This window comes from Streptomyces sp. NBC_00212 (assembly GCF_045206365.1).
GTDB lineage: Bacteria > Actinomycetota > Actinomycetes > Streptomycetales > Streptomycetaceae > Streptomyces.
Genome location: NZ_CP108115.1, coordinates 5,436,158 through 5,452,228, shown reverse-complemented (window position 1 = coordinate 5,452,228; position 16,071 = coordinate 5,436,158). Strand labels below are relative to the sequence as shown.

Annotated in this window: 15 protein-coding genes and 1 riboswitch; of the genes, 5 read left to right on the top strand and 10 right to left on the bottom strand. The window is 70.5% G+C overall.

Annotated elements, in window-relative coordinates:
- The 5 genes from OHA17_RS24975 to clpS form a co-directional block, all read right to left on the bottom strand.
- Entirely contained in the window at positions 1-981 is a 981-nt protein-coding gene (locus OHA17_RS24975; RefSeq protein ID WP_406508450.1) for an ABC transporter substrate-binding protein, read from the bottom strand.
- Between the two features lie 37 nt (positions 982-1,018).
- Positions 1,019-1,152: riboswitch (cobalamin riboswitch) on the bottom strand.
- A gap of 49 nt (positions 1,153-1,201) precedes the next feature.
- Positions 1,202-1,624: a Mov34/MPN/PAD-1 family protein gene (locus OHA17_RS24970; protein WP_406508449.1), complete on the bottom strand. Its 423-nt coding sequence runs from the start codon at positions 1,622-1,624 to the stop codon at positions 1,202-1,204.
- A gap of 85 nt (positions 1,625-1,709) precedes the next feature.
- Positions 1,710-3,179: an amino acid permease gene (locus tag OHA17_RS24965; protein WP_406508448.1), complete on the bottom strand. Its 1,470-nt coding sequence runs from the start codon at positions 3,177-3,179 to the stop codon at positions 1,710-1,712.
- Between the two features lie 319 nt (positions 3,180-3,498).
- Entirely contained in the window at positions 3,499-4,080 is a 582-nt protein-coding gene (locus tag OHA17_RS24960) for a DUF2017 domain-containing protein (protein WP_406508447.1), read from the bottom strand.
- Complete coding sequence (clpS, locus tag OHA17_RS24955; protein ID WP_053729472.1) at positions 4,080-4,385, bottom strand: ATP-dependent Clp protease adapter ClpS; 306 nt, start codon at positions 4,383-4,385, stop codon at positions 4,080-4,082. Before clpS ends, OHA17_RS24960 begins: the two co-directional genes overlap by 1 nt.
- A gap of 272 nt (positions 4,386-4,657) precedes the next feature.
- Here clpS and OHA17_RS24950 point away from each other — a divergent pair, with 272 nt between their 5' ends.
- Both OHA17_RS24950 and OHA17_RS24945 read left to right on the top strand, forming a co-directional pair.
- Complete coding sequence (locus OHA17_RS24950; protein ID WP_406508446.1) at positions 4,658-5,986, top strand: nicotinate phosphoribosyltransferase; 1,329 nt, start codon at positions 4,658-4,660, stop codon at positions 5,984-5,986.
- A 140-nt stretch (positions 5,987-6,126) separates the two neighbouring features.
- Positions 6,127-6,714: an isochorismatase family protein gene (locus OHA17_RS24945; RefSeq protein WP_406508445.1), complete on the top strand. Its 588-nt coding sequence runs from the start codon at positions 6,127-6,129 to the stop codon at positions 6,712-6,714.
- 2 nt (positions 6,715-6,716) lie between these two features.
- Here the strand turns inward: OHA17_RS24945 and OHA17_RS24940 are convergent, their stop codons facing one another.
- Positions 6,717-7,016, bottom strand: coding sequence for a hypothetical protein (locus tag OHA17_RS24940; RefSeq protein ID WP_053729469.1), 300 nt, complete (start codon positions 7,014-7,016; stop codon positions 6,717-6,719).
- Between the two features lie 136 nt (positions 7,017-7,152).
- Positions 7,153-9,543, bottom strand: a complete 2,391-nt coding sequence (locus OHA17_RS24935; protein ID WP_406508444.1) for an immune inhibitor A domain-containing protein — start codon at positions 9,541-9,543, stop codon at positions 7,153-7,155.
- Between the two features lie 420 nt (positions 9,544-9,963).
- Here OHA17_RS24935 and OHA17_RS24930 point away from each other — a divergent pair, with 420 nt between their 5' ends.
- Positions 9,964-10,326, top strand: a complete 363-nt coding sequence (locus OHA17_RS24930; RefSeq protein WP_406508443.1) for a hypothetical protein — start codon at positions 9,964-9,966, stop codon at positions 10,324-10,326.
- On the opposite strand, the gene OHA17_RS24925 is transcribed toward OHA17_RS24930, so the two are convergent.
- Both OHA17_RS24925 and OHA17_RS24920 read right to left on the bottom strand, forming a co-directional pair.
- A complete protein-coding gene (locus OHA17_RS24925; RefSeq protein ID WP_406508442.1) occupies positions 10,312-11,103 on the bottom strand; it encodes an RDD family protein in 792 nt (263 codons plus the stop codon). The two genes, OHA17_RS24930 and OHA17_RS24925, sit on opposite strands and share 15 nt — an antisense overlap.
- A 91-nt stretch (positions 11,104-11,194) precedes the next feature.
- Positions 11,195-12,595 (bottom strand): RDD family protein, encoded by a 1,401-nt coding sequence (locus OHA17_RS24920; RefSeq protein WP_406508441.1) that lies wholly within the window; start codon positions 12,593-12,595, stop codon positions 11,195-11,197.
- A 278-nt stretch (positions 12,596-12,873) separates the two neighbouring features.
- Here OHA17_RS24920 and OHA17_RS24915 point away from each other — a divergent pair, with 278 nt between their 5' ends.
- The gene (locus tag OHA17_RS24915; protein ID WP_406508440.1) at positions 12,874-14,040 is read left to right on the top strand and encodes a hypothetical protein; all 1,167 of its coding nucleotides are present in this window, start codon (positions 12,874-12,876) and stop codon (positions 14,038-14,040) included.
- Positions 14,041-14,161: 121 nt separating this feature from the next.
- On the top strand, positions 14,162-14,647 hold the full coding sequence (locus OHA17_RS24910) for an SsgA family sporulation/cell division regulator (RefSeq protein ID WP_398872291.1): 486 nt from the start codon (positions 14,162-14,164) through the stop codon (positions 14,645-14,647).
- 10 nt (positions 14,648-14,657) lie between these two features.
- Here the strand turns inward: OHA17_RS24910 and OHA17_RS24905 are convergent, their stop codons facing one another.
- Entirely contained in the window at positions 14,658-16,025 is a 1,368-nt protein-coding gene (locus tag OHA17_RS24905) for an FAD-binding oxidoreductase (protein WP_406508439.1), read from the bottom strand.
- Positions 16,026-16,071: the final 46 nt, after the last annotated feature.

The following is a 16,071-nucleotide window of genomic DNA, read 5'->3' as shown; positions in this document are numbered from 1 at the left end:
TCACTCCCCCGCCCCCGGGCGGAGCTGCCCCGCCAGCTTCGCCACCGCGTCCGGTGCTCTGACCCCCGTCACCATGTCCGACAGCGGCAGGACCGCGAAGCGGTTGTTCTTGACGGCCGGGACGGACGCCAGCGCCGGGTCGTCGCGCAGGCGTTGCTTCTTGGCCGCCACGCTCGTGCCGCCGTAGTCCAGGATCAGGATCAGCTCCGGCCCGCGGGCCACCACGTTTTCCCAGCTCGCGTCGCCGAAGGACTTGTCCTTCAGGTCGTCCGCGAAGACGTTGCGGCCGCCCGCCCTCGTCACGATGTCGTTGCCGATGCCCTTGCCGCCCACCGTGAACGCCGTCTTGTCCCCGCTGTCGTAGACGAAGACCGAGACCGGCGCCCGCCCCTTCTGGGCCGCCGCCGTCCTCGCGTTCGTGGCCTCGGCCGACTTCACCCACGACTCCGCCCGCTCGGGCACCCCGAACGTCCGGCCGACCTCGCGGACCTCCTCGTACACCTCGTCCATCGTCGTCGAGGCGCCCTTGGGGCAGTTCTCCACGTTCAGGCGGGACTTGATGCCGCTCTTGGCGAGCGCCTCGCGGCCCCGGCCCTCGTTCGCGGCGAAGGCGGTTGCGTAGCCGCCGTACACGTAGTCGGGCGCGACCGACAGGAGCTTCTCGTACGAGGGGTACTCGGCGGCCAGGACCGGGACCGAGTGGTAGTCCGCCGCGTACTTCGGCAGCACCTTGTCGTCCAAGTAGGCGGTCCCGACAAGGGACTTGGCGAGGCCCAGCTCCAGCATCACCTCCGTGGCGTGCTGGTTCATCGTCACCGCCCGCTTCGGCGGCGCCGTGAACGTCGTCGTCACCCCGCAGTTGGTGACCGTGTACGGGAAGCCGGGGGCCGGGCCGCCCCGGGCCTCGGGCCGCGCCTGTGTCGTGCACGCGGCGAGCGGGAACAGCAGGGCGGCGGCCAGGGCCGCGCGGCGCCAGAGCATGACTGAGCTCCTCCAAGGGGATTTCCACGTCCCCTGTCGTCGGGAGAAGGCGGCAGGTCAGTTCCTGGCTTCCGGCGCCGCGGGGTGTCCACGGGGCCGGTCACAGTGGCGGGACCGTGCCGGATTCACACCGGCTTCCTGGGTCCTGCCGCCCGAATAATCAAGATTGCGTACAGATAGTACGTGTCGGTCCGTACGCGGCGGCGCGCGGCGGTACGCGTCAGTACGCCTCGACGACCTTCACGTCTTCTTCCGTGATCACGCCGTCCACGATCCGGTACGAGCGGAACTGGAACTCCCCCGCCCCGTCCGTGTCCGCCGTCGACACCAGGACGTAGTGCGCGCCCGGCTCGTTGGCGTACGTCACGTCCGTGCGGGACGGGTACGCCTCGGTCGCGGTGTGCGAGTGGTAGACGATCACCGGCTCCTCGTCGCGGTCGTCCATCTCGCGGTACAGCTTCAGGAGGTCCTGCGAGTCGAACTCGTAGAACGTGGGCGAGCGGGCCGCGTTCAGCATCGGGATGAAGCGCTCGGCGCGGCCGGTGCCCGCCGGGCCCGCGACCACACCGCACGCCTCGTCGGGGTGGTCGGCGCGGGCGTGCGCCACGAGCTGGTCGTGCAGGGCCTGGGTGATGGTCAGCATGTCGGCAAGGATAAGCAGACAGGCCGTCCCGTATCGAGGTGCGATACGAGACGGCCCGCATGGTGAGAACCTGCTGGTCAGCGGATCAGCTGCGCTTGGCGAAGGCCTTGTTCTCGGGGTTCTTGGCCTTCAGGACGAGGTAGGAGACGCCCAGGATCAGGGCCCACAGCGGCGCGCAGTACAGCGAGACGCGGGAGTCCTTGTCGATGCCCATCATCACGATGACCATGAAGATGAAGAGCAGCGCGAACCAGCTGGTGTACGGGGCGCCGGGGGCGCGGAAGCTGGACTGCGGCAGGGCTCCGGCGTCCGACTGGCGGCGGTAGCGGATCTGGCAGACCAGGATCATGATCCAGGCCCACATGCCGGAGATGGTGGCGAAGGAGACCACGTAGTCGAAGGCCTTGCCGGGCGCCACGTAGTTGATCCACACGCCGACCAGCATGAGCGCCGCGGAGACCGTGGTGCCGATCAGCGGGGTGCCGCTCTTGGTCAGCTTGGTGAAGGCCTTCGGGCCCTGGCCGTTGAGCGCGAGGTCGCGCAGCATGCGGCCGGTGGAGTACATGCCCGAGTTGCAGGAGGAGAGCGCGGCGGTCAGCACGACGAAGTTGACGATCCCGGCGCCGATGCCGAGGCCCATCTTCTGGAAGGCGGCGACGAAGGGGCTGACGCCCGGCTGGAACTCGTGCCACGGGACGACCGAGAGGATCATGATCAGGGCGCCGATGTAGAAGACGGCGATGCGCCACGGCACGGTGTTGATGGCCTTGGGCAGGGTCTTCTCGGGGTCCTTGGACTCGCCCGCGGTCACACCGACCAGCTCGACGGCGAGGAAGGCGAACATCACGATCTGCAGGGTCATCAGCGTGCCGCCGATGCCCTTGGGGAAGAACCCGCCGTCGTTCCACAGGTTGGCGACGGTGGCGGTGTCCGCGGCGTCCGAGAAGCCGACGGTGAGGATGCCGGCGCAGATCAGGATCATGCCGACGATCGCGGTGACCTTGACCATGGAGAACCAGAACTCCAGCTCACCGAAGAGCTTCACGGAGATGAGGTTCACGGCGTACAGGATGAGCGTGAAGATCAGCGCGTAGGCCCATTGCGGGATGCTGCCATGGGTCCAGAAGGACATGTACTGGGCGGCCGCGGTCACCTCGGTGATGCCGGTGACGACCCAGAAGAGCCAGTACGTCCAGCCGGTGACGAAGCCCCAGAACGGGCCGACGAACTCCCGGGCGTACTCCGAGAAGGAGCCCGACACCGGGCGGTACATGAGCAGCTCGCCGAGGGCGCGCATGATGAAGAAGATGACCAGGCCCGCGATGGCATAGGCCAGGATGAGGCTGGGGCCGGCCTTCGAGATGGCCTTGCCCGCGCCGAGGAACAGGCCGGTGCCGATGGCACCGCCGATCGCGATCATCTGGATCTGCCGGGCCCCGAGGCCCCGCTGGTATCCCTCGCCCGCGACTTCGCTCGGTCCGTTGACGCTGTCGGTCCCCGCGGCCTCATTGCCGGCAGGACGGTCGTCGTGCTTGTCGACCTGCGCTGAGGTCATGGTGGTGCGCCTTTCTCCATGCCGACCCGCGCGCTTCGGTCACGAAGCGACGGATCAGGTCCTGATCCCCCCGGATGTGGATGGAGTGCCACCGGCGGTCAGCCGGCCGAAGCGCCCCCGGGTACATGGGTGGCGTCCCCGGGTGGTCGTGAAGATTTATCACGGCCTTATGGGTGATCCCTATCGGCCACTGTGTTGCACACCACAGGAAGAAGCGGACAAAGATCCCGCAATACGACAAAGGAGGTCGATGTGGTGACAGGATCGTTATACGGATTTGAGCGTCCGCTGAGCGAACAGTCATCTTCCGGTCGATCGGTCAGGGCATGAGCGTTTCGATGAGTGTTTCCTGCAGCACACCCAGCCACAAATAGGCCATCACCATCGGCTTGCGCGGGTCGTCGTCCGGCAGTCGGTACAGCTCGCCGCTCTCGTCCTCGTCGGTGATCTCCAGGCGGGTGCCGATGGTCAGGCGCAGGTCGTTGAGCGCGCCGAGCCAGTGCTGGGAGTCCTCGGCGGTCAGCTTGAGGACGGCTCCGCCGTCGCCCTTCGGGCTCAGCGCGTCGAGGCCGTGCACGACCGCGAGGGCGTCGGTGCGCTTGCGCGCGCGCAGGTCGTTCTCGGTGAAGCGCCTGAACTCGGCTGATTTGGCGCGCAGTTCATCGCTCTCCTCGCTCGCGTACGCCTCGGGGAAGAGGCGGGCGAGCGCGGGGTCGGCGGGCGGCTCGCTCGGGCCCTCGGCGAACAGGGCGGCCAGCGGGTCCGCGTCCTCGGCCGGTTCGCCGCCGGGCCCGAAGAGTTCGAGCAGCTGGACGGCGAGCGAGCGCAGGATGGCGATCTCGACCTCGTCGAGCGCGACGGCGGCGCCGCCGCGGGGCAGGGCCTCGAAGTGCCCGGCCATCAGCCGCGGTCCTGGGTGAGCGTCGCCCAGAGCCCGTAGCCGTGCATCGCCTGCACGTCCCGCTCCATCTCCTCGCGGCTGCCGCTGGAGACCACGGCCCGTCCCTTGTGGTGCACGTCGAGCATCAGCTTGTGGGCCTTGTCCTTCGAGTAGCCGAAGTAGGACTGGAAGACGTACTGCACGTAGCTCATCAGGTTGACGGGGTCGTTGTGCACGAGCGTCACCCAGGGCACGTCGGGTTCGGCGACGGGCCGGCTCGACTCCGCCGACTCGGGGCGTTCGATCTCTACGGGGGCAACACTCACGACTCTGGGCGACCTTCGTCTCTTCTGCCGGGGGTCCGGGGGCCGACCCCCGGGAATCACAGCCTGCCGGGGGTCCGGGGCGCCCCGGACATCACAGCCACGGCCTCCATGCTGCCACCCGGAACGGGTCATCGCACAAACGGGCCCCTAGAAATCGTCAGAGTGACGAGTATTCGGGGTAGCATCCCCCACATGCCCCCCTCTTTCGGGGGCGATCCCCAAACCCCGGCCGGCGTGTGCCCGGCCCGGACGAAAGTGCGAGGTGGCTCGCTGTGAATGCCCCGGACCTCGGGCTGCCGGTGGACGTGCCGTCGACCGCGCTCTTCACCGACCAGTACGAGTTCACGATGCTCCAGGCCGCGCTGAAGGCCGGCACGGCCGGGCGGCGCTCGGTCTTCGAGGTCTTCACCCGCCGCCTTCCCGAGGGCCGCCGGTACGGCGTGGTCGGCGGCACCGGGCGCGTCCTGGACGCCGTCGAGAACTTCCGCTTCGACGCGGGCGTGCTCGGCTTCCTGCGCGAGAACAGGATCGTCGACGAGCCCACCCTGCACTGGCTCTCCTCGTACCGCTTCAGCGGTGACATCTGGGGCTACCCCGAGGGCGAGGTCTACTTCCCGGGCTCGCCGGTCCTGCGCGTCGAGGGCTCCTTCGCCGAGTGCGTGCTGCTCGAAACCGTGATCCTGTCGATCCTCAACCACGACTCGGCGATCGCGGCGGCGGCCTCGCGGATGTCGGCCGCGGCCGGCGGGCGCCCGCTCATCGAGATGGGCGCGCGCCGCACCCACGAGCTGTCCGCGGTGGCCTCCTCGCGGGCCGCCTACGTCGGCGGCTTCAGCTCCACCTCGGACCTCGCGGCCGGCTTCCGCTACGGCATCCCGACCGTCGGCACCAGCGCGCACGCCTTCACCCTGCTCCACGACAGCGAGCGGGACGCCTTCCGGGCCCAGGTCGACTCGCTCGGCCGCGGCACGACCCTGCTGGTCGACACGTACGACGTCGCCGAGGCGGTGCGCACCGCCGTCGAGATCGCCGGGCCCGAGCTCGGCGCGGTCCGCATCGACTCGGGCGACCTGCTCCTGGTCGCCCACCGGGTGCGCCAGCAGCTCGACGAGCTCGGCGCGACCGACACCAAGATCGTGGTCACCTCCGACCTCGACGAGTACGCCATCGCCTCGCTCGCCGCGGCCCCGGTGGACGCGTACGGCGTGGGCACCCAGCTGGTCACCGGCTCCGGGCACCCGACCTGCTCGATGGTCTACAAGCTGGTCGCCCGCGCCCAGTCCGCCGACCCGAAGGCCCCGCTGGTCCCCGTCGCCAAGAAGTCGCTCGGCGCCAAGACCTCGATCGGCGGCCGCAAGTGGGCCGCGCGCCGCTCGGACGCGTACGGGATCGCCGAGGCCGAGGTCATCGGCACCGGTGCGGTACCGACCGCGCTCGCCGACCGCCAGCTCCTGGTCGAGCTGGTCAAGGGCGGCTCGGTGGTGGCCCGCGAGCCGCTGGACAGCGCCCGTGAGCGGCACATCGACGCGCTGGCCGCCCTGCCGATGTCGGCGAGCCAGCTGTCGCGCGGCGAGCCGGTCATCCCGACCGAGTACGTCTGAGCCGCAACTCCGAGCCCGACGGCTCCCGCGCGCGGCAGGGTTTCCGCCCCCGTTTGCCCCCTGCCGCGCGCCGAACGAAGTCTCTACGCTCAAGGAACAGCCCGCAGACCCCCGGGCCCGCAGACCGAAGGACAGCCGACATGCACCGCGCCTTGATCGTCGTGGACGTCCAGAACGACTTCTGCGAGGGCGGCTCCCTCGCGGTCGCGGGCGGCTCGGACGTCGCCGCCGCGATCACCGATCTGGTGGGCCAGGCGGCCGGGTCCGCCTACCGCCACGTGGTGGCGACCCGCGACCACCACATCGACCCGGGCGCGCACTTCTCGGACGCCCCCGACTTCGAGCACTCCTGGCCCGCGCACTGCGTCGCCGGCACGGAGGGCGTGGGCTTCCACCCCAACTTCGCGCCGGCGGTCGCCTGCGGGGCGGTCGACGCGGTCTTCGACAAGGGCGCGTACGCGGCCGCGTACAGCGGCTTCGAGGGGCTCGACGAGAACGGCGTCTCGCTGGCCGACTGGCTGCGTGCCCGGCAGGTCACCGAGGTCGACGTGGTGGGCATCGCCACCGACCACTGCGTGCGGGCGACCGCCCTGGACGCGGTGCGGGCCGGGTTCGCCACGCATGTGCTGCTCGACCTGACGGCGGGAGTGACGGAGCACACCACCTCGCTGGCGCTCGACGAGATGCGGGCGGCCGGGGTCGAGCTGTCGGGCAAGCCCGTCGTCTAGGCCTACCGCAGCAGGGCGCGTATCGGGTGCCAGAGCTCTTCCGTCGTCTCCGGGGCCGTGCGCCACAGCAGGCCGTCCGGATGGTGCAGGACGGCCGTGATCTCGTCCAGCGTCGGCGGCTCGGTCTGACCGCGCAGGTAGACCGCCCGCAGACCGAGGTTCCGCAGCCTGGTCAGGGCGCGGGCTCGGTTGACGGCGTGCACCAGGACGCGCACGTTGGTGCCGGGCGCGGCCGGGTTCGGCAGCGTGAGCGCGACGACCACGCTGCCCCCTGGCAGCTTGCAGAAACCTCCGCCGGGCATGCCGGACCACTCCCCCTGTAAGACGACGCGTTGGACCCGCTGTCAATAAGGACTCGTAGGACGCACCTAAACACGATCGGCCGCCGCCCCGCTAGAGGGCGACGGCCGATCATGGTTTGACCTGCGGTTTTTAAAATTACTTGATCGAGGAGCCGACCTTCACGGTGACCGTCGAGCCGTCCAGCGGCTGGTTGACGATCGAGATCCGGGTCTTGGTGTCAGGAACCTTGACGCTCCCGGTCGGGTTCTCGGCGTACCAGTAGGTGCCGTGGTGGTCGTCGAAGATCGGCACGCCCATCTGGGAGTTGATCTTCGTGGCGACGTCCGCCTTGTGCAGCGTGAAGCTGTCCGTCGGGTACCAGCTGAAGGGCGCGTCGAAGGGCTGGGCCTTGTTGCGGAGCAGCGTGCCGTCGGCCCACTTGAGGGGCTTGGCGTGCGCGTCGATCGGCAGGATCAGACCCTGGCCCGGGTGGGCCGAGACGTTGTTGTCCTTCTGGGAGGTGTCCCAGAGCCAGATGAGCAGACCCTTCTGGTACGGGTAGTGCTCGACCCAGCTCGGGCGGGTGCCCGAGAAGCCGAAGTTGTACGGGCCGACCTTGAGGGTCTGGTCGAACGAGACGTACTGGCGGTTCTCCGCGATGTAGTACTGCGGGTAGTCGTTGGTGAACGACTCGCCGATGCGGGTGAAGTTCTTCGGCGTCCAGCCGTTGTCGTCGCCCTCGGCGCCGTCGGTCACGACGGCCGCGCCGTCCGCGCTGACGGTGATCGCGTCGGCCGTGAAGCCCTTGCCGCCCGCGCCGCCGTCCGTCTGGTAGCGGAAGCGGAGCTGGATCTTCTGGCCCGCGTACTTGTCGAGCGGGAACGACAGCTTCTTGTACGCGCCCGAGGCGTCGGTCAGGGCCGGCTTGTCGCTGGAGTCGCGGGTGATGGCCTTGCCGTCGGCGGTGCCGTCGATCGCGTTCCAGCTGGCGCCGTTGTCCGTGGAGACCTCGGTGTACAGGAAGTCGTAGTCCTTCTCGATGTCCCACCAGCCCGAAAGGTCCAGGGACGCCTTGGACTTGCCGGTCAGGTCGAGGCTGCGGGTCAGGGTGTTGTTGAGGTTGTCACCCATGCCGCTCCACCACTGCTTGGAGCCCTCGGCGGGCTTCACGACGGTGGTGGTGACTTCCTTCTTGGGCAGCTCCACGACAAGCGCCTGCTTGTCGTTGGTGTTGTACTCGGAGACACCCAGTTTGACCGTCTTGTCCGTGCCGGCCTTCACCGTCTCGGCGTTGAGCCAGCCGAGCTGGAGCTTGTCCCAGGCGGTCATGTCGCCGGGCATGTCTCCGATGGAGTCCTTGCCGGTGCCGAGCCAGGAGCCCGCCGACATCAGCGACCAGAAACCGACCGAGTTCTCGGCGGTGTTGGTGGTGTCGTAGAGGTCCGGCAGACCGAGGTCGTGGCCGTACTCGTGGGCGAAGACGCCGAGGCCGCCGTTCTCCGGCTGCATCGTGTAGTCGCCGACCCACATCCCGGTGTCGCCGATCTGCGTACCGCCGGCCTTGTTGTTCGCCGGGCCGGTCTTGCCGGCGTCCGTGCCGTACGCGTACCAGCGGTGCGCCCACAGGGCGTTGGCGCCCTGGGCGCCGCCGCCCGCCGACTCGTCCTCGCCCGCGTGGACGATCTGGAAGTGGTCGATGTAGCCGTCGGGCTCGTTGAAGTTGCCGTTGTTGTTGTAGTCGTTGCGGTCCCACTGGTCGTACTGACCCAGGGTCGCCTTGATCTGCGCGTCCGTCTGGCCCTTGGCCTTCTGGTCGGCGACCCAGGCGTTGACGCCGTCGCGGACGGTGTCCCACACGTTGGCGCAGTTGGTCTGGCCGCAGAAGTTGGAGCCGTAGCGGGCCTCGTTGTACGGGATCTTGACCCAGTCGGTGACCTGGCCGTCGACCGAGTAGCGCCCCGAGGAGGTCTTCTCGTAGTACGTCTTCAGCGAGTTGACGCCCTGGCCCGTACCGAAGTACAGGTCCTGGAAGTGCTTCTGGTTGTAATCGGCCTGCCAGGCCGTGGAGTTGTCCTTCGCCCGGTCGGGCTTGGCTATCTGGTTGTGCGCCGGGCCGGGGGTGCCCCCGTACTTCGGCTGCGGCGGCTTGGGGCCGTCGGGGCCGTCCGGGTCGTACATCGTGGTGTTGTCGACCTGGTCGCCGAACTCCACCAGGATCGTGAAGATCTTGTCGGTCTTCTGCCGGCCGAGCTCGACGTACTTGTTGTCGTCGAGCTTGACGACGTCGGAGCCGTCCTTCTTCTCGACCTTCTTCTTGCCGGAGATCACCTGCTCCAGCGCCGCCTGGCGCTGCTGGGCCTGCTGGTCGCTGAACGGGCCCTTGAGGTTGTGCTCCTGACCCTTGGCCGTGGACGGGTCTTGGCGGACGACGGGTGCCGGAGCCTTCGAGTCCGCCTGGGCCGTGGCGTATGCCGAGCCCGTGGCGCCGGCCGTGGCGAGAGCCACGAGCACGGCGGCGGCTCTTGCCGCCTTCCTGCTGCTGGTCACTTGATGTTTTCCTCCCCCGCGGCCGGCAGGAACCGGGGGGTGAGGGGCTGGTTCCGGTGCACGACACGCGTCTCAAGTGACGACATTGGACCGGAGTTACCAAAGAAAAGACAGATCTTGACTTGTTTGTGCCAAGTACATTATGCAGAAGGCGAGTTCCGCTATCCGAACGTGACACTTGTGCTAACAGACCGGGACAACCGGTGCGCACGTCTCGCCATTCGGACGGTGCCGCATCGCCGAATGACTCCGTGCGCCCCCTGTGCAACGGCACCGTGGGTTAGGTCACGCTTACCAACAGTTCCGCTCGGGCATGGACCGTCGTAGAGTCGCTTGACAGTGCGATCCGGCTGCCAGGTCCGCCGGTTGAGAACGGTTGAGAGGCCCACCCCTATCCGAACCATGAGGACGGATACCGCCATGCCGCGTCCCACTGCCGCACAGCTCTCCTACGGTTCGGCCACCGTCGTCTTCTCGACCGTCGCCATGCTGCTGCTCTCGCGCACCGAGTCCGGGGTCGGAGTGGCCGTCATAGTCCTCGCGGCCCTCCTGCTCGGCCTGCTCGTCGCCGTCACGGTCCCCATGCCGCTGCCCCGCCGGGCGCGCGCGGACGCGAACGCCAACGACCGCACGGTCCTGGCCGCTGGTGCGGCACCGGTGAACCGTGCGGCCGTCGTGGAGACTTCCGCCGCGGTGGGGGTCCCTCCCTTGCCCTCAAGGCATCGGGGGAGCGTTTCCGTCACCTCTGAACGGCCCGCTCGCGAGCACTCACTGCGTGGTTGAGACCACCACCGTCTTGCCGGCCTTGTCGTGCCAGCCCTGCCGGTACGGCTTGTCCGCCACGATCGTGATGATCAGGATGATGTCCCACAGGCAGTAGCAGCAGATCACGAACGGCGCCCACAGCACGGCGGCCCGGGCGAGCGCCGCGTTGGTGGTGGGCACACTGCCGTCGTTGAGCATCGCGACCCGCAGCCCCAGCCACTTCTTGCCGAGCGTCTGACCGGACTTGGACACCATCAGGGTGTCGTAGCCGATGTAGGCGACCAGCGAGATCAGCAGCCAGAGCAGCCCGCTGCCGGAGTACGCCTTGCTGACCACGTCGGTGCCGGAGTCGCTGTTGCTCGTGGAGATGACGAACCGGTTGCTGGTCCCCCACTCGATCAGGCCGAGCGGGATCGCGATGATCAGGAAGTCGATGAAGCGGGCCAGGAACCGCTTGCCGTAGTCGGCGAGCGGCGGCATTCCGGCCAGCGGGTCGACACCGCCGTACCCGCCCCCGTAGGGGTCGGAGGGCGGTGGCGGGGCGCTGCCGTACGGCGAGCCACCACCGGGGGGAGGCGGCCCGCCGTACGGACCACCCCCGCCTCCGCCGACCGGGGGCGGCGGCGTGCCGTAGGGGCCCGCGCCGCTGGGCGGCGGGCCCGTGCCGTACGGGGAATCACCGGGCGGCGGCGCCGAACCGCCGTAGGGAGAACCGCTCTGCGGAGGCTCTGACGGCTTCTTACGGAACGGGTCGTCCTCGGGCGGCTGACCGGGCGGCGGCTGATCGGTGCTCATGCCGGTAGTGCACCGCGCGCGCGAGGCCCCCGCAACGGTACGGACGCCGTTCGGGGTACGGGTCCGAGCGGATCCCGCCAGAAGTGCTCCCTCAGCCCTGCGCGACGAACGTACGGGCCGCCTTGTCGTGCCAGCACTGGCGCCACGGACGGTCGAACAGGCACCACGCCACGTTGACCACGCCCACCGCGAGCAGCCCGAGCACCCCGTAGACCAGCCAGCGGCGCACCGCCTGACCGAACGTCGGCGGCTCGTACGACTCGATGCCGCGCACCTGCACCCCGCACAGCTTCTTGCCGAGCGTGCGGCCCCACTTGGCGGTGGGCAGCGCCTCGTACAGCAGGCCGAGGACGAGGAAGGCGCCGAGGACGATGCCGAGGAAGCCCGCGGTGGTGCCGTCGAGGAGGTAGACGGTGACCGTCCGCCCCGACAGCTTCGCCGCGTCGATCTTCTCCTGGATGTGGTCGACGACCCCCGAGACCAGCGGTACGGCGAGACCCGCGACGGCGCCGCCGAGCAGCACCGTGTCGACGAGCCGCGCGATCAGGCGCCTGCCGAGCCCGGCGGGCCTGGCCGAGGCCTGCGCCTGGGCGGCCGCGAGGAACGGGTCGGCGACCGGCGGCTTCCACGGCACGACCGGCTCGGCCGCCTGCGGGTCGGGCTGAGCGAGCTGGTGCACCTGCTGCGCCCAGGACGCGGCCCCTCCTCCGGGCCCCGCCGTCATGGGCGAACCGGGCACGGCGGGCTGCGGCTGCGCGGGATACGGCGGTACGGGAGCGGGCTGCGCGGCACCCGGCTGCATGAGCCGGGCCTGCGGCGGCTGCTGCGGCTGAGCCTGGGCGGGAGCGGCGTACTGGCCGTCCGCGCGGCCGGTCGGCGGCGCGGGGCGGACCGGGTCGGCCGGGGCCGGCAGTTGGGCCCGCGCGGGCGGCGGTTCGACGGCGGCGGGCGGCATCGCCCCCGCGAGCCGCCCGGACTGCTGCTGCGGCACCGAGCCGCCGGGCCGCGCGGGGGCCGCCGGAGGTGTCGGCCGTACGGGTTCGGGCCGCCGGGGGTCGGGAAGGCGGCGCGGGTCGGCCGCCTCGGGCAGCCCGCGCGGATCGACCGGCTGCCCCCAGGAGACCCGGCGGTCCTGGTCGCCGCCGAAGCCGGACTGGTGGGCGGCGTCCGCGTGCCAGGCGGGTTGCGGCCGGGCGCCCGGGCCCTGCGCGGCGGACGCGGGCGAGGCCTCGGGCTCGTCGAGGAAGACCGGGCCCGTCTCCTCCACGGGCGCCGGCCCGACCGGCGGCGCGGCGGCGAGGGAGGGGGCCGGCGCGGGGGCGGCGCCCGGCGGCGGGGTGGGCTGCGCCTCACCCGGGGCGGGGGCGGGCCGGCTCGTGCCGGGCACCCAGGAGACCCCGTTCCAGTACCGGACATATCCGGGAATGGAGGGGTCCGGGTAATACCCTTCCCGGGCTACGCTCCCGCCGCTGTCAGGAGGAACCGCCGCCATGTCCCCAACTCCGTTCCGATCCAGCACGCTTGATCTCTGCCGCGGTACGCCGCCCGGCCCTGACACCGACCGGCCGCTTCCGCTTGTCCCAGGAGGACATTAACGAAGAACCCGGGGTCGGTAGGAAGAAGCCGGGGAGGAAGCCCGCGTACGGGCTACGGCGCCGCGCCGCGCCGCACCCGGGGACCGGGCCGCGCTTCGGGGTCCCACCAGTGCGTACAGTCGTGGCGGATCGAACTGGTGCACCCGGCCCGGCCGGTCAGGAAAGTGAGTGAGCAATGCGCGTGGGGCCCGGCCGAACCGGTCACGACGAACCGGCCGACGGTTCTCTGGCGCAGCCGTCCGCGTTACGGCGGGCCTGGACGGCCGTCGCGGCGTTCGCGGCGATCCGCGCGCTCGGCCTGCTGGCCCTCGCCATCTGGTCCCGCGTCAACGACAGCGACGCCCATGAGCTGCTCTCCGCGCGCTGGGACTCGCTCTGGTACGTGCGGGTCGCCGAGTCCGGCTACGACTTCACGCTGACCGCGCCCGACGGCCGCGTCCTGTCCGACATGGCGTTCTTCCCGCTGCTCCCCTGGCTGGAGCAGGCCGTCGCCGCGGTGAGCCCGCTCGGCCCGGGCGACGCGGGGCTGCTCGTCAGCGGCCTCGCGGGACTCGCCGCCGCCTGGGGCATGTATCTGATGGGCCATCAGCTCTACGGGCATCGGGCCGGGCTCCTCCTGGTGACGCTGTGGGCGGCGGTCCCGGTCGGGATCGTCGAGTCGATGGCGTACAGCGAGGCCCTCTTCGTCGCGCTCGCCGCCTGGGCGCTGTACGCGGTCCTCGGGCGCCGCTGGATCGAGGCCGGGCTCCTCGCGTCGCTCGCGGGGCTCACCCGCCCGGTGGGGCTCGCGGTCGCGGCCGCGCTGTGGGCGGGGGCCGCCGTCGAGGCGCGGCGCACCCGGCACATCGGGGCGCGGCTGCTCGCCGGGGCGCTGATCGCCCCGCTCGGCGCCGCGGGCTACATCCTGTGGGTCGGCCTGCGCCGGGGCGGCCCGCTCGCCTATCTCGACGTCCAGGCCGAGTGGGGCAACGGCTTCGATGGGGGCCTGGCGTACGGGAAGTTCATCGTGGCCCACCTCGGCGGCTGGCCCGTCGTGCTCGCCGGAATCGGCCTGATCGCGGGCACGGCGCTCGCGCTCTGGGCGTACTGGGCCTGCGTGCGCGGGCGACAGCCGCTCCCGCTGCTCGTCTACACCGGCATCGTGATGGCCCTCGCGCTGTGCTCCTCGGGCTACTTCGGCTCCAAGCCCCGCCTGCTCCTGCCCGCGTTCCCGCTGCTGCTTCCGGTGGCGCTCGCGCTGTCCCGGGTGCGCGCGGCGCGGGCGGCGGGGGTGGTCGCCGTCCTCGCGCTCGGCTCGGCGGTGTACGGCGCGAGCTGGCTCAACGGCTCGGGCCCGCCGTAGCGCTCAAAAAAGCTCTTACGAAAAAACTTCCCGAAGTCGCGTAATGACCGCGGGGGAACGCGCTCTCACCCTGTACGGCCCGCTCCCGGGCCCGTCCAGGGAAAAGGAAGAGAGACCCCTCATGCACACCGTGGTGGAACGCGAACTGGAGCTCAAACTGGTGCTGTCGCCCGAGCGCAGCATCCCCGTGCCGGCCCGGCTCACCTACCGCACCAACGACCCGTACGCCGTGCACATCACCTTCCACATCGGCTCGGAGACCCCCGTCAACTGGACGTTCGCGCGCGAGCTCCTGGTCGAGGGGGTGTTCCGGGCGTGCGGGCACGGCGACGTGCGGATCTGGCCGACCAAGGTCGAGGGCCGCAGCGTGGTCCTGATGGCGCTCAGTTCGCCGGACGGCGACGCGCTGCTCGAAGCGCCGTCCGCGCAGGTCTCGGCGTGGCTGGAGCGGACGCTCCGGGTGGTGCCGCCCGGCTCCGAGACCGAACAGCTCGGCATCGACGACGGCCTGGCCGAGCTGCTCGCGCCGGCCAACGGCCGCGCGGACGAGCTGTGGCTGCGCGACCCGTGGCCCTCCGACGAGTCCCGGCCGGAGGAGGGTGCGTGAGGGCCCGCGTTCAGAACAGCTTGCCCGGATTCAGCAGGCCGAGCGGGTCGAAGGCGTGCTTCACCGCGCGCTGCATCTCGATACCCACCGGACCGAGCTCGCGGGCCAGCCATTCCTTCTTGAGTACGCCGACGCCGTGTTCGCCGGTGATGGTGCCGCCCAGTTCCAGACCGAGCGCCATGATCTCGTCGAACGACTCGCGGGCGCGCCGCGACTCGTCCTCGTCGGCGGCGTCGAAGCAGACCACGGGGTGGGTGTTGCCGTCGCCGGCGTGCGCGCAGACGCCGATGGTCAGCTCGTACTTGGCGGCGATCGCGGAGGTGCCTTCGAGCATCGCGGCGAGCTTGGAGCGCGGCACGCACACGTCGTCGATCATCGTGGCCGACTTGATCGTCTCCAGTGCGGTGAGCGACAACCGCCTTGCCTGGAGCAGGAGTTCGGACTCGCCGACGTCCTCGGCCGGGACGACCTGGGTCGCGCCCGCGGCGGTGCACAGCTCGCCGACGGCCGCGAGGCCGGCGGCCGCGTCCGGGGTGTCGAAGGCGGCGAGCAGCAGCGCCTCGGTGCTGTCGGGCAGACCCATGTTGGCCATGCGGTTGACGGCCCGGATGGTGGTGCGGTCCATGAGTTCGAGCAGCGACGGGGTGTGGCCGCGCTCCATGATCCGTACGACGGCGTCGCAGGCGGCCGCGGCGGACGGGAACTCGGCGGCGAGCGCGAGCTGCGGCGGCGGCGCGGGGCGCAGCGCGAGGACCGCCTTCACGACGATGCCGAGGCTGCCCTCGGAGCCGACGAAGAGCCGGGTCAGGTCGTACCCGGCGACGCCCTTGGCGGTGCGCCGCCCCGTGCTCATGAGCCGCCCGTCGGCGAGCACGACTTCGAGGCCGAGGACGTACTCCGCGGTCACCCCGTACTTCACACAGCACAGACCGCCGGACGCGGTGCCGATGTTCCCGCCGATGGTGCACATCTCCCAACTGGAGGGATCCGGCGGGTAGTAGAGCCCTTGCTCGTGGACTTGGCGCGACAGTACGGCGTTGACGACGCCGGGTTCGACGACCGCGACCCGGTCGACCGGGTTGATCTCCAGGATGCGGTCCATCTTGACCAGGGACAGGACGATGCAGCCCTCGCTCGCGTTGGCCGCGCCGGACAGGCCGGTGCGCGCGCCCTGCGGCACGACGGGCACGCGCAGCGCCGTCGCCGTGCGCATCACGTGCTGGACCTGCTCGACGGTGCGGGGCAGCACGACGACGGCCGGGCTGCCCGCGGCGCAGAAGCTCGCCATGTCGTGGGCGTAGGAACCGGTGATGTCGGGGTCGGTGATGACGGCGTCCGCCGGGAGTTCCTCGCGCAGCCGTTCGAGAAGATCGTCCATGCCTTCAGCCTGGCACCCGGGGGCCATCGGTGTGAACCCTTTCCCC

Coding starts and splice junctions, on each gene's coding strand:
- OHA17_RS24970 (WP_406508449.1), bottom strand. CDS start 1,624: ATGCTGACCATCACCCAGGCCCTGCACGACCAGCTCGTGGCGCACGCC.
- OHA17_RS24910 (WP_398872291.1), top strand. CDS start 14,162: ATGCACACCGTGGTGGAACGCGAACTGGAGCTCAAACTGGTGCTGTCG.
- OHA17_RS24975 (WP_406508450.1), bottom strand. CDS start 981: ATGCTCTGGCGCCGCGCGGCCCTGGCCGCCGCCCTGCTGTTCCCGCTC.
- OHA17_RS24915 (WP_406508440.1), top strand. CDS start 12,874: ATGCGCGTGGGGCCCGGCCGAACCGGTCACGACGAACCGGCCGACGGT.
- OHA17_RS24945 (WP_406508445.1), top strand. CDS start 6,127: ATGCACCGCGCCTTGATCGTCGTGGACGTCCAGAACGACTTCTGCGAG.
- OHA17_RS24940 (WP_053729469.1), bottom strand. CDS start 7,016: ATGCCCGGCGGAGGTTTCTGCAAGCTGCCAGGGGGCAGCGTGGTCGTC.
- OHA17_RS24925 (WP_406508442.1), bottom strand. CDS start 11,103: ATGAGCACCGATCAGCCGCCGCCCGGTCAGCCGCCCGAGGACGACCCG.
- OHA17_RS24920 (WP_406508441.1), bottom strand. CDS start 12,595: ATGGCGGCGGTTCCTCCTGACAGCGGCGGGAGCGTAGCCCGGGAAGGG.
- OHA17_RS24965 (WP_406508448.1), bottom strand. CDS start 3,179: ATGACCTCAGCGCAGGTCGACAAGCACGACGACCGTCCTGCCGGCAAT.
- OHA17_RS24930 (WP_406508443.1), top strand. CDS start 9,964: ATGCCGCGTCCCACTGCCGCACAGCTCTCCTACGGTTCGGCCACCGTC.
- OHA17_RS24905 (WP_406508439.1), bottom strand. CDS start 16,025: ATGGACGATCTTCTCGAACGGCTGCGCGAGGAACTCCCGGCGGACGCC.
- OHA17_RS24960 (WP_406508447.1), bottom strand. CDS start 4,080: ATGGCCGGGCACTTCGAGGCCCTGCCCCGCGGCGGCGCCGCCGTCGCG.